The 13,420-nt window shown below is 37.1% G+C and carries 12 protein-coding genes and 1 pseudogene; 9 read left to right on the top strand and 4 right to left on the bottom strand.

What is annotated here, in order from left to right; all coding sequences use genetic code 11:
- The first annotated feature begins 159 nt into the window (after positions 1-159).
- The 8 genes and pseudogenes from MKO06_RS09695 to MKO06_RS09660 all read left to right on the top strand — a co-directional run bounded on the left by MKO06_RS09695 (position 160) and on the right by MKO06_RS09660 (position 8,476).
- On the top strand, positions 160-726 hold the full coding sequence (locus MKO06_RS09695; RefSeq protein ID WP_241551977.1) for a helix-turn-helix domain-containing protein: 567 nt from the start codon (positions 160-162) through the stop codon (positions 724-726).
- Between the two features lie 79 nt (positions 727-805).
- On the top strand, positions 806-1,126 hold the full coding sequence (locus MKO06_RS09690; protein WP_241551976.1) for a four-helix bundle copper-binding protein: 321 nt from the start codon (positions 806-808) through the stop codon (positions 1,124-1,126).
- 172 nt (positions 1,127-1,298) lie between these two features.
- Positions 1,299-3,557, top strand: coding sequence for a heavy metal translocating P-type ATPase (locus MKO06_RS09685; protein WP_241551975.1), 2,259 nt, complete (start codon positions 1,299-1,301; stop codon positions 3,555-3,557).
- 20 nt (positions 3,558-3,577) lie between these two features.
- On the top strand, positions 3,578-3,796 hold the full coding sequence (locus MKO06_RS09680; protein WP_241551974.1) for a heavy-metal-associated domain-containing protein: 219 nt from the start codon (positions 3,578-3,580) through the stop codon (positions 3,794-3,796).
- A gap of 27 nt (positions 3,797-3,823) precedes the next feature.
- Positions 3,824-4,602, top strand: a pseudogene (locus tag MKO06_RS09675) (M90 family metallopeptidase).
- Between the two features lie 223 nt (positions 4,603-4,825).
- Positions 4,826-5,200: a hypothetical protein gene (locus MKO06_RS09670; protein WP_086047670.1), complete on the top strand. Its 375-nt coding sequence runs from the start codon at positions 4,826-4,828 to the stop codon at positions 5,198-5,200.
- Positions 5,201-5,293: 93 nt separating this feature from the next.
- Positions 5,294-6,154, top strand: a complete 861-nt coding sequence (locus tag MKO06_RS09665) for a DUF3347 domain-containing protein (protein WP_083645360.1) — start codon at positions 5,294-5,296, stop codon at positions 6,152-6,154.
- Positions 6,155-6,184: 30 nt separating this feature from the next.
- Positions 6,185-8,476 (top strand): multicopper oxidase family protein, encoded by a 2,292-nt coding sequence (locus MKO06_RS09660; RefSeq protein ID WP_241551973.1) that lies wholly within the window; start codon positions 6,185-6,187, stop codon positions 8,474-8,476.
- Positions 8,477-9,058: 582 nt separating this feature from the next.
- On the opposite strand, the gene MKO06_RS09655 is transcribed toward MKO06_RS09660, so the two are convergent.
- The 4 genes from MKO06_RS09655 to MKO06_RS09640 all read right to left on the bottom strand — a co-directional run bounded on the left by MKO06_RS09655 (position 9,059) and on the right by MKO06_RS09640 (position 13,022).
- Positions 9,059-9,484 (bottom strand): SDR family oxidoreductase, encoded by a 426-nt coding sequence (locus MKO06_RS09655; RefSeq protein WP_241551972.1) that lies wholly within the window; start codon positions 9,482-9,484, stop codon positions 9,059-9,061.
- Between the two features lie 513 nt (positions 9,485-9,997).
- Positions 9,998-10,318 carry a four-helix bundle copper-binding protein gene (locus tag MKO06_RS09650; protein WP_083645356.1) on the bottom strand — a complete coding sequence of 107 codons (321 nt, stop codon included), beginning with the start codon at positions 10,316-10,318 and terminating at the stop codon, positions 9,998-10,000.
- A gap of 114 nt (positions 10,319-10,432) precedes the next feature.
- Positions 10,433-11,440, bottom strand: a complete 1,008-nt coding sequence (locus MKO06_RS09645) for a potassium channel family protein (RefSeq protein ID WP_083645355.1) — start codon at positions 11,438-11,440, stop codon at positions 10,433-10,435.
- Between the two features lie 250 nt (positions 11,441-11,690).
- Positions 11,691-13,022 (bottom strand): site-specific integrase, encoded by a 1,332-nt coding sequence (locus tag MKO06_RS09640; RefSeq protein WP_241551971.1) that lies wholly within the window; start codon positions 13,020-13,022, stop codon positions 11,691-11,693.
- A 253-nt stretch (positions 13,023-13,275) separates the two neighbouring features.
- On the opposite strand from MKO06_RS09640, the gene MKO06_RS09635 reads away from it, so the two are divergent.
- Complete coding sequence (locus tag MKO06_RS09635) at positions 13,276-13,416, top strand: GIY-YIG nuclease family protein (protein ID WP_256946171.1); 141 nt, start codon at positions 13,276-13,278, stop codon at positions 13,414-13,416.
- Positions 13,417-13,420: the final 4 nt, after the last annotated feature.

The raw sequence follows: 13,420 nt of genomic DNA, 5'->3' as shown, positions 1-13,420 counted from the left end.
TGAAGAGCAAATTCTACAAATCATTCAGCATATTACGTAACACATTAAATTCTTTTAATCCTGATATTTGCATTATAAAAAATTAATATCAAAGTGTAGCCATCAACATATTGGATACTATCGTCAAAACTTCCTAATAAGGGTATTTTATAAGCTCCTATGATTAAAGAAATTTTTATACGCAATATGGTCTGTGACAGGTGCATCAAAGTGCTTAGAACAGAATTTAAAAACGAGGATATTGACTTAATCGAAATCGAATTGGGTCGTATTAAAGTGGGAATTAAAAATGAATCTCAATTTGAACGTATAATAGCTATCTTGGAAGATGATGGCTTTTCAATAATTAAATCCCCCAAGAAAAAATTAGTAGAAAAGGTAAAGATTGAACTGATTCACATATTGGAACAAGTGCCATTCGGACTTGAAGAAAATCTATCAAGTTTCCTCTCAAAAAAATTAAAAAAAGAATATTCGAAAATCAGTAAAACATTCTCTTTCATTGAAGAGGTAACTATCGAAAAATATTTTATCAAGCTAAAAATAGAGAAAGTCAAAGAACTCATTCAGTCTCAAGAATATAATTTCACGCAAATAAGCCAAATGCTCGATTATAAACACTTAAACCATTTAAGCAAACAGTTTAAAAATGAAACAGGTATGAGCTTAACGGACTATAAGTTAAATCGAAAGGGAGGTAGAAAATCACTGGACAAAATTATATAGATAATAACCAATATTATAACATACAAATTATCTGTCAAAATCTAAATTTGAGGAATTAATAACTAAAAAATTATAAAATATGAAACATTCAAGGTTAATTGATGCACTAAATAATTGTGCTGCCCACTGTAATTATTGCGCAGATGCCTGTCTTGACGAAGGCGACATTAAAATGATGGTTGATTGTATTAGGACCGATAGGACCTGTGCTGAAATCTGTAGCGCCACGGCAAATTTACTTGCTTCAAATTATTCCGATGTAAGGGGTATGGTAGAGCAATGCCGTGATATCTGTAAAAAATGTGCAGATGTATGTGAAAAACACGACCATAAACATTGTCAAGAATGTGCAGATGCCTGCAGAAAATGTGCTGAAGCTTGTGAGGATTTCTTAAGCTAAAAAGTAGAAAGCTTATTTGCTAAGCAAGACGCTATCAAGGACTACAAGATGATTGTAGTCCTTGATTCGTTATAGGTGATATGGGAGAATTCTACAAATCATTCAGCATATTACGTAACATATTAAAGCCTATTAATTCCGAAATTTGTATTGTATAAATTAGAATAGGTTTATGGAAACAATCAACATATTTGAAACCGAAAAAAAGAATCATAAAAAGGGAATAAAAAAATCCTTTCCAGTAACAGGTATGACCTGTGCGGCCTGTGCATCCAGTGTTGAATCTATACTCTCACATACCGAAGGTGTGAACAAGGCCGAGGTTAACTTTGCCAGCAGTTCGGTATTGGTGGATTACGACGAAGCCACTACCGAAGAACAATTGCAAAACGCTTTAAGACAGGTCGGTTACGATATTATAATTGATGCCGCAGACCCTTCGGAAGTACAGCAAGAACTTCAGCAAATGCATTATCAGGACATAAAAAACCGAACCATTTGGTCGGCGATACTTACGCTACCCATTTTTGTGTTGGGAATGTTCTATATGCAATGGGAACCAGGCAAATGGATTTCATTGGTATTGGCCTTTCCAATTCTTTTTTGGTTTGGGCGCAGTTTTTTCATCAATGCCTTCAAGCAGGCCAAACACGGTAAAGCAAATATGGATACCTTGGTGGCGTTGAGTACCGGAATCGCCTTCCTCTTTAGTGTATTCAATACCTTTTTTCCTGAATTTTGGTTAAGTCGTGGCATCGAGCCTCACGTATATTACGAAGCGGCTACCGTGATTATCACCTTTATTTCCTTGGGGAAACTATTGGAAGAAAAGGCAAAATCAAATACATCTTCAGCCATTAAAAAACTAATGGGGCTTCAGCCTAAAACCCTTAAAATTATTGAGAATGGGGAAGAGAGGGAAATCCCTATTTCATCCGTACAGGTGGGTCAGACCATTTTGGTGCGTCCCGGAGAAAAGATTCCGGTGGATGGCGAAGTTTCCAAGGGAAGCTCGTATGTAGATGAAAGTATGATTACGGGAGAACCTGTTCCAGTTCAGAAATCCCAAGGGGAAAAGGTATTCGCCGGTACGGTTAATCAAAAAGGAAGCTTTCAGTTTACCGCTGAAAAAGTAGGCGGGGAAACCCTGCTTTCCCAAATTATTAAAATGGTTCAGCAAGCACAAGGGAGTAAGGCACCCGTTCAAAAACTGGTCGATAAGATTGCTGGTATTTTTGTTCCTGTGGTACTCGGTATTTCCATTGTCACCTTCATCGTCTGGATGTCAGTAGGAGGCGATAATGCCTTTTCACAAGCCTTATTAACTTCTGTGGCCGTACTGGTTATCGCTTGTCCCTGTGCCTTGGGCTTGGCAACGCCTACTGCCATAATGGTGGGTATCGGCAAGGGCGCTGAAAACAATATTTTGATAAAGGATGCCGAAAGTTTAGAACTCGGCCATAAAGTGAATGCAGTAATCCTGGATAAAACAGGTACCATTACAGAAGGAAAACCATTGGTAACCGATATACTCTGGAACGATAAGCTTGAAAATCAAAATGAATACAAGGAAATTCTCTTGGCTATCGAAGGGCAATCAGAACATCCTTTGGCAGAAGCAGTCGTTAATCATTTGAAAGAGGAAAATATTGAACAAGCAGAAATTACTTCCTTCGAAAGCATTACCGGAAAAGGTGTAAAGGCGCAACAGCAGAATGGTTCAAAATATTATGTGGGCAACCATAAACTAATGGTCGAAAAGAATATTCAAATCGAAACTACTTTAATGCAAACAGCAGAAAGTCTCGAAGAAAAAGCAAAAACAGTCATATTCTTTGGTAACGAAAATCAAGTGCTCGCGATACTGGCCATTGCAGACAAGATTAAAGAAACTTCAAAAAAAGCTATAGCTACGCTTCAAGAAAGAGGCATTGAGGTCTATATGCTCACGGGAGATAACAGTAAAACCGCATTAGCTGTTGCAAATCAGGTAGGAATAACAAATTACCAAGGCGAAGTAATGCCTTCGGACAAAGCGGCTTTTGTCGAGAAATTACAGGCGGATGGAAAGATAGTAGCTATGGTTGGCGATGGGATTAATGATTCCCACGCTTTGGCACAGGCGAATGTAAGCATTGCAATGGGTAAAGGTTCGGACATAGCAATGGATGTCGCAAAAATGACCTTGATAACGTCAGATTTGCAATCCATCCCAAAAGCATTGGAACTGTCAAAAAGAGCCGTGTTGGGCATACGTCAAAACTTATTTTGGGCATTCATTTATAACATCATCGGTATTCCAATTGCAGCGGGAATTCTGTATCCCGTAAACGGTTTTTTATTGGACCCGATGATTGCAGGCGCAGCAATGGCATTCAGTAGTGTATCTGTTGTTGCAAATAGCTTAAGACTTAAACGAGTAAAACTTTAATAATAAATAAATTCAATACTATGAAAACTTTAAAATTTAAAACAAATATCAATTGTGGTGGGTGTGTATCAAAAGTAACCCCTTTTTTAAACAAACAAGAAGGTGTAGAAAGTTGGGAAGTAGATACCTCTAATCCTGATAAAATCCTAACCATTGAAAGCGATGGTGCAACCGAAGAAGATGTAAAATCGGTTTTGCAAAAAGTGGGATTTAAAGCGGAAAGTTTAGATTCAAATTAATAGATGTTCCTTAATGGCTTCATCAATATGACGTACACCCTTATTTTCGGACTTATTCTTCTGTTCATATTTTTTCTTGTTTCGAGAATTGGAGGAAAAAAGGTCGAGTCCTTTACCGAACAATGGCATCCTTTGCTGAAGGAAAATGTACTTTTTTATCGGAACCTTTCCACAGAAAAACAGGTGGTTTTTCAGCAAAAAATGATGCTGTTTTTAAGTGAGGCCTATATCGACACTGTGAAGCTTGAATTGGAAGAATTGGACAAGATTTTAATTGCGGCAAGCGCAGTAATCCCTGTTTTTGGCTTCGAAGAATGGCACTACACCAATTTAAGCGGCATCCTTTTATATCCAGATAAATTTAATGAGGATATGCACTCTAGTAGTAAGGATAACGCATGGAATATTGGTGGAATAGTTGGGAATGGAAGGTTCGAGAAACAGATGATACTTCCTAAAAAAGCATTATACCACGGCTTTAAAAATACCAGCGATAAAAGTAATACCGGCATACACGAATTCGTACATCTTATAGATAAGTTGGACGACAGAACAGACGGTGTGCCAGAACAGCTAAGGGAACATCAATATGCAATACCTTGATTAAATTTAATCCATGAAGAGATGAAAGCGATAAATGATAACCATTCTGCTATTAGAAAATATGGAGGAACCAATCAAGCTGAATTCCTGGCCGTTGCTTCAGAGTATTTTTTTGAACGTCCAGACTTCCTAAAAAAGAAACATCCCGAATTATTCAAAATGTGATTAAATGTTTTAATCAAAAAATGACTGATGTTGCCTAAAGATGTGAGGTCTTAAAATGGATTGATAAGAACAGAATGAAGAGGAGCACATTCATTAATTCTATCGTTTTTTGGTACTAGAAGCTTTTCCCAAAATGTTGAGCTCTGAAATTGTCACTGATGAAGTTGGATAAACTTTAAGAGTAAAAGCATATTTAATTCTACAGAAGACCGAGCTGTAAAACGGATTGCTTTTTTCACTAAATTCGCTGCGCTATTCAAAATGGGAAAAAAGATTCAAATAGTGATAATTGTACTTACCCTTGGCATTTTTTTAGTGCCAACGAGCGTATGGGCACATATTGATCTTTCCCACCCATCTGAAAAAATCAGTTGTGCAGATAGTGCAGAACACTCAAAGAGCGATTGTTGCAAGGGTCATAAAAGCCAAGACAAGAAAGAAAAGGATTGCGATGGAACCTGTGGAAGTATTTCCTGCCATTGCCCATCAACCACAATTTTACCAATAAATTATTCTTCAACTTCAGAAGCATCAAATCCTGTTGCTATGGCTGCTTTCAAAAATCTTTGGAACTATGCAAAACAACAGCCAAAACCAGTCTATTTCCAGATTTGGTCCCCGCCAAAATTAAGTTAGTTCATCTACCTTGACAGCCAAAGCTATGTCAGATTGAAAACGAACTTCTTGTTTTCAAAATTAAAACGTATCAAATAATTCAAATCTTTTATAATGAAATCAATATTTAACATATTGATAGTGCTATCGGTGGTGCTATCAACAACTACGGGCTTCGCCCAAATTAAAAACCCAACAAGGGAAACTGTAAAAATTCTCGGTAACTGCGATACGTGTAAATCAGCTATCGAAAATGCGGGAAAGCTTAAAAATGTGGCCAGCGTTACTTGGAACAAGGACAGCAAAATGGCAGAAATAAGCTTCGATTCCGAAAAAACAAATCGGGACGAAATATTAAAACGCATCGCGTTGGCAGGTTATGACAACGACGAATATCTGGCACCGGATGCTGCTTATGCACAACTTGCCGAATATTGCAAGTACGAAAGACAGCAAAAGCAGCCCATAAGGGCTATGGACCATACCAAAATGGAGAAGAAAAAAAATAAACCAATGGAAGAAATGACAATGCCTGAAATGACGGAAACAAATCCAATGGAAGCCGTGTTCAATAATTATTTTGCTATAAAAGATGCCCTGGTAAAAACCAATGCGACGATAGCGAATGGAAAATCTGCGGAATGGTTGACTATATTAAAAAACTTGAAAACAGAAGCGTTGACGGCGGAAGGGCAAACCGCTGTAACCAAGGTAATGCCATCTTTAATGGAAGCCGCAAAAAGCATTGCAGCAACCAAGGATATTGGCAAGCAACGGGAAACATTCAAGGTTCTGTCAAAATATATGCACGATATAATTTCTGTTTACGATACCAATGAGACCCTTTATTACCAATACTGCCCAATGCAGGATGCCAATTGGTTGAGCAAGGACAAGACCGTTAAAAATCCCTATTATGGTTCTCAAATGTTAAGCTGTGGCTCTACCGTGGAAACTATTGACACTAAAAATTGAATTCAATAAAATTTGATTTTTGATACCAAAATGAAAAAAATTATAATAATAATCCTGTTTCTCGAAACGCTTTCCATAAAGGCACAAAATATAGTGCGCTACGACCTATATGTTCGTGATACCATCGTAAATTTTACGGGTAAGGAAAAACGTGCCATCGCAGTGAACGGACAAATACCAATGCCAACGCTAACGTTCACAGAAGGCGACATTGCCGAAATTTATGTGCACAATGAGTTGGATGAAGAAACAGCCCTGCATTGGCACGGTCTGTTTTTGCCCAATAAGGAAGATGGCGTACCTTACCTTACCCAAATGCCCATTCCGCCGCATACCGTCCATAAATATACCTTCCCAATCATACAGCACGGGACCCATTGGTACCACAGCCATTTTGGGCTTCAGGAACAGATTGGTATGTATGGTTCTATGATTTTGAACAAGAGACCGGACGATAAGACCTTCAGAAAAGGCATTGACGACCTGCCCACCATTCCCATAGTATTGAGCGAATGGACGGACTTGAAACCAGAAAATGTGCATCGTATGCTCCACAACGCATCCGACTGGTTTGCCATACAAAAAGGGACTACACAGAGTTATGCCGAGGCTATTAAAAAGGGGCACTTTAAAACAAAACTTCATAATGAATGGAAACGGATGCTTGCAATGGACGTGAGCGATGTGTATTATGACAAATTCCTCATCAATGGCAAAAGTGAAAATGAAGATACATCCCTCAAGGGCTTAAAAGCTGGCGATAAAGTACGGCTGCGCGTTTCAAATGGCGGTGCTTCCAGTTATTTTTGGCTTACCTACGCCGGTGGTAAAATAACCGTGGTGGCCAACGACGGTAATGATGTGGAACCTGTGGATGTTGATAGAATGTTTATTGCTGTATCAGAAACCTATGATGTGGTTGTTACCATTCCTGCGGACAATACTGCCTTTGAATTTTTAGTAACACCGGAAGACCGTACAAAATCGGCTTCCATATATCTTGGAGAGGGCATCAAAAAACTTACGGAACGGCTTCCAAAACTGAAATATTTTGAAGGTATGGAAATGATGAACGAAATGATGAAGATGAACGGCGATCTGGACCAAATGGGAATGAGTATGAGTATGCAGCAAATGGATATGAACGTGGTGATGTATCCTGAAATAACCGGTCCTGAGGATAACGGAAAAGACAAGAAAATGGAAATGGATGGCGAAGATCCTAATGGCCACAAAATCGATGGAAAACAGGATATGGATGGAATGAAGATGAGCGAAGCTATGTACAAGAGCAACGAACTTGCAAACATTACGACCCTCAACTACGCTATGTTGAAATCGCCTACGGTAACAAAACTTCCACAGGATGCACCCATAAAGGAACTGCACTTTACGTTAACCGGCAATATGAACCGTTATGTTTGGAGCTTGGACAATAAGGTTATTTCAGAAAGCGATAAAATATTAATAAAAAAAGGGGAGAAAGTAAGGATTACCCTGTATAACAATTCAATGATGCGACACCCGATGCACCTGCACGGCCACGACTTTAGGTTGCTCAACAGCCAAGGCGAGTATGCACCGCTAAAAAATGTAGTGGATATTATGCCTATGGAAACCGATGTTATCGAGTTTGAGGCCAATGTAGAAGGCGACTGGTTTTTTCACTGCCACATATTGTACCATATGATGAGCGGTATGGGCAGGGTTTTCAGTTATGAAAACCAAGAGCCAAATCCTTTGATACCAAACCCTGAATTGGCGTTAAGAAAATTAAAAGGTGACGACCGGGATTTCCACCTGATGGTAGAAAACGATTTTGCGACCAACGGAAATGATGGATTGCTGATGGCTCAAAGTACACGATGGAGTTTTGGCACCGAATGGCGTTTGGGCTACAATGATATGCACGGTTATGAAACAGAAACACACATAGGAAGGTATATTGGAAAAATGCAGTGGCTGATACCGTTTGTTGGGTTTGATTGGCGCTATAGAAAATTGGGACATAATGAGGTTGAGGAAAATTTGTTTAGCCAAAAAAACACCAAAGATAAACGCTCTTTAGTGAGCATAGGAGTCAATTACACCCTACCGATGTTGGTAATGGCACAAGCAGAAATATTTACGGACGGTAATATCAGGTTACAATTTGAGCGCAATGATATACCCGTAACCCAAAGGTTGCGTATGAACCTGATGTGGAATACAGATAAGGAATATATGGCTGGTTTGCGTTATATCACAACACGTAATTTGGGGATTACCACTCATTTCGACAGTGATATGGGTTTTGGAGTCGGTCTTAATTTAAATTATTAATGGAAAATTATGTCCATTCCATCATTGGTAAATTCAAAAATAGAATTTCTACGTCATCAAAAAGGAAATTAGGTTTTTCATACGGCGTTAGATTTCCAACTTGTAAAAATTAATGAATTAACAATCGAAAAAGATGGCAGATGTTGTTTTTTAGAAGTTCACCACACTATTCAGTACATCATCTGCTTCTTTATGGATAAAATTGCCCCATAATTCAAGGTGGTTTTTAAATCACTATGTCTATATAATTTGTAGCATTAAAGGATTAATGGAATCGCCGGCAATCTTGTATGTCTGGCGGTGTGATTAGAAAGACTTTTATTTTTTCTTTTTAGCTATTTTTTTTAATGTTTTTTAGAAGGTTCGTAGTAATCTGATCATAAATAAAATTGTTCAGTTTCTCTGTTTAAAGGTTCACGGAGGCATTAATCACTCCATCTTCCTCTGATGGGATTCTATTGCACGGAACCGTCAATAGTTGCAGCTAAATTCCAGTTTTTTATAATTATGTGTCATTCTGCTTTACCTTTCATTTTATTTTAAACCGACCAGATAATTTTTGCAAATTCCTTTTTAAAGCATTTAGGATTTCATTATTCGTGTAAGGATTGACACTCCCGGCATAGGGACACCAAAAACCCCTATTACTTTTTTGTGTTCGTAAATCTGATCAAAGGTACTATAATCCTGCGCGCGGTCCTTAAAATCGCCATAAATACCCGGATCGCCTGGTACGGGTTCCCAAAGGTTATCTTTTCTGTGTAGATCTTCTTGCTCATTTGTTAACTGACCCTCAATCCCGTATTTTGCCATATAATGGTCAAGAAAATCGGGCACTAATTTATTTCGTAAAATTGTTTGAATCGTAGGGTATCCTACCATCCTTAGCCGATCTACTGTTTTTCGACTTCTACAATGGCCCTGGCCGCAACTTCCGGCTGGTATATTTTTCCCACAGGCATAGGTTTTTGGATAAACCTTGTTTTTACCCAGACTGCTCCACTTCAAAATCCTGTAATTCTTTCAGAAGCCTTTCGGTGCCTTCCACAGTAATTTTTTGATAAAGAGGGCTGGATTCTCATGAAAAATCATAATAAGCCGCAAGATGCACCACAGAGGCAATTCTATTTCCATAGGCAAAACGTACTCGTTCAAAGGCATTTTTTATACTGGTATCTGAGGTGAAGTCTATACATACACATTCTGCCGTGGGTGGAGGAAAGGGATAACCCACATTATCCAGCCCTACGACAAGATACTTTTTAGCAAGTTCGTTAATATGGTTAGCCCACTGCTTCCACTCACAACAATAACTTCTTTATTTGCCTGAATTGCCGGTTTGTCCATGCCTTATATTATACTATAAATTTTATACTTCGTCCATCTACCCTATCTCTTTTATGGGATTTAAATTCATATGCTTCACATCAGGATCGTCACACCAACTTCACTGTCACCTTCCAAATTTTTTCAAAAAAACCCGGACGTGGCCGGGTTTTTAACAAAACTTGATTTAAATCTTTAAGCTTTAAAAGTAGCACAAGCTTCTGCACATTCGCGACATGCTTTCGCACAATCCTTACAGTGCTGTGCATCATGTTTATCACATTCCTGAGCACATTTTTCGCATACTTTTTTGCAATAATCAACTAACCCCTGTACATCTTTATAACTGGTTGCTAAAATTTGACTTAAGGCAGAACAGGCTTCAGCACAAACATGGTCTATACGAATACAATCTACCATCATCTTTACATCATCTTCATCAAGACAGGCATCTGCACAAAAATTACAATGGTTAATACAATTTCCAAGGGCTTTAATTAGTTTTTCATTTCTCATAATTTATTAAATTTTTTGATTCTACATAAAATTAAGCATGCACATTAAAAATTACTTTTAAAATTATGCTAAGGTCTTTCTGTTTTAAATTATTTTAACTTAGATGTAAAATAATTAAGAATATTTTGTGTCTACATGTTCCCAATTCCATCCTTCCTGACGCACTAAAGTTTTGAAAAATAGACGATTTTTGCTCACCTTTGCTGAAAACCCATCCGTATCAAAATTCTCCAGTATAAGTTCCTTTTCTAAAAGCCTATGAGTAGTTGAAGCCGGAGGGCCCGAAGGTAAGAGCCTCATGTGGGTTACCTCGGCGATTACTTCAAAATAATTATCATAAGCTACTATTAGTGGTTTTATGTCTTTAGAATCAGGTCTGAATTCCTCTTTAATTTGATCTGAAATAATCAACAAAGCTTCATAAAGCCTTGCCAGTTGCAGAATAATCGCATTTTTCCCTTTATTATTATGAAAATAGTGAATTACCGGGTAAGCCCGGTGTTGCTGGCTATATTTGATTATGGAGTCTGAAATTTCATCAATTTTACCTGTTAGCCGATCGAAATTTTCACCATTCCAGGCACTCATTACAATTTCTTCGGGACTGCTTCCCAGTGTACTTAAACTTATGCCAAGTTTACGCTGGTCTATGACTGCTGAAAGGACCGGAATAAAATAGGTGACAGACATGGTGAGGAGAATAAGCCCTGTAAAGGAATATATAGTGGTAAGTACCCTCCAAAGATCGGTGGAGGCTACATAATCCCCCATTCCTAAAGTTGAAACCGTAAATCCACTATAATACGTAATTTGCCAGAAACCGGCCGGAATTTTTGTGGTACTATCTATAATAGAGCCAGGAGAAGAATAAAGTATAAAAACCATGCTCGCCCATAAAAAGAATACCCAGATTAGCACAATAGAAATTAGTAGAAAATAACCCGCATGGGCCAGCAATTTAGAATTACCGTTCCTGCCAGAAATCAGCAATAAAAACTTCCAGAAAAAATGTGAAAAACGGCTGGTAAGCCAACCCCCACCCTGCATGGATAAAGTGGTTTGCAGAATATCCAGAACTATGGCGACATACAGGATTATTCCGATAATTAGATAAATTTCCATATAGGTATTTTTGGTTAGTTAAATAGGCCGAAAAATTAAGGCATTCAATTATTTTGATAGAGAACTAAATAAAATTTGGTCTAAGTTCATGCCGTATCGAGCCATTCTATTCAGGATATTAAAATTTTTAAATGATGGTGAAAAATATCCGGTGTCAAAATTAAAGCTTAGATTTTATATAAGAAATCAAGTAAAGATAACATAATGTAAGGATTATCATAAGATTAAACTTAAGAAAGATAATCTCAAATTAAAAGTTAATAACACTATCCAGAGCTTCATCAGCATCACGATGAATAAAATTTGCCTGATAATTTAAAGTGGTTTTTAAATCACTATGTCTATATAATTTTTGCAGCATTAAAGGGTGAATTCTATCACCTGCAATATTTCCAAAGCTATGACGGGCTATATGATTCGATAATGTTTTATCAATGCCACAGAGTTTAGCTATTCTTTTTAAATATTTATTGAGAAGTTTAGTGGTGCTCTTTGTCCTTGTATAAATTCGTTCAGCTTGGGTTTGATCTACTTCCCGTAAAAAAGGGAATAAATATCCGTTATTTAATTTCTTATCTGGGCGATAGTAATCAATTATAATCCTAGCTTTATCAGGAATTTTTAAACTTAAAGGCTTACCATTTTTTTCCATGACATAGTATAAACGGTTATCCTTGAAATCAGACCATTTTAATTTAATTACATCTGAGATTCGCATCCCGGCAAAATAAAAAGAAAACAACCATATGTTGTGAGTATGCCATATAGTTCTGTACTTCTCTAATTCGAGTGATTCTATCTTCTCAATTTCTTCTACATTCAATCCAATTTTATTACCTGAGGATATTCTAATTTTCTCTTTCTCACCAGCAAAAGGATAATATTTCTGGGCAATTACTCCTTCTTTAATTGCAATATTATAAAGAGTTCTAATGAAAATAAGCTGATTGGTTATTGTCCTTGGTTTATGATTCAGGTAAGAAGAACAAAATGTCTTATATTTTCTAATAAAAGATTCGTCAATATCCCTGAATCTTAGGTTATCATTTTTTTTAAAATATGCAACGCCATCCATCCAGTGATATTTAGATCTTCTTGCCTCGCTCACTCGCTTTAACCGTCTTTGTTTAATTTCTTGGATGATTTTTGCCTTACTTCTCGAATTCTTTAGTTGTATAAATTCTTCAATATTATATAGTATTGATAACTGCGCTTTAGCAACTGAAAAAACTCCCGTGTCATATTTACTTTGAATATGTTCAGTGGCAACAGTAAAGAAAGATTTAGAGCCATCTGGCCCTTTTAATTTTTGTTTTATTTGCCTTGGCGTAATTTTTTTCTCTGCATTGAAATAGATATCATTGACTTCAATCATCCTTTTCATCAAAAAGTTATTTAACTGCTTAAAGTTTGGATGAGTCTTTTTAACCTTACAAGCAACGTTATCCCAATCTTTTTCAAATACAGAATGTCCCAGCCAAACATAATTCGTTTTATAATTTTCGCTAATTCTTAAGGCCAGAGGTATCCTTCCATCCTTCTTTTTCATGTTTTTCCTCAAAACAATCTTTAAATTTGCCATACAGTTAGGATTTAAAACCCTGTAATATAATAATTTACACCTAAAAACTAGTACAGAATAAGTACAGAATCGGTTGATTTTAGGCCATATTATATAATATCAAAATTTATCAAAACAACATTAACTAATTGATTTTCAGGTGTTTTAGATAGATTTAACTTCTAGCAGAATATTTTCATAACCCGGAGGTCCCGAGTTCAAATCTCGGTCTCGCTACAATAAAAAATCCCTGCATTTTTGTAGGGATTTTTTTATGGAAGAATTTGTTACTTATGTACTGTATTCTGAAAAATTCGATAAGATCTATATCGGGTACACTTCCTCGTTGATCCAACGATTCTATTCTCATAATTTTTATTCAAGTACAGGACATACCGCCAGGTTCAGGCCCTGAAAGG

This window comes from Christiangramia oceanisediminis, from assembly GCF_022570735.2.
GTDB lineage: Bacteria > Bacteroidota > Bacteroidia > Flavobacteriales > Flavobacteriaceae > Christiangramia > Christiangramia oceanisediminis.
The sequence above is the reverse complement of the archived record's forward strand: the minus strand, read 5'-3'. Positions and strand labels throughout refer to the sequence as shown.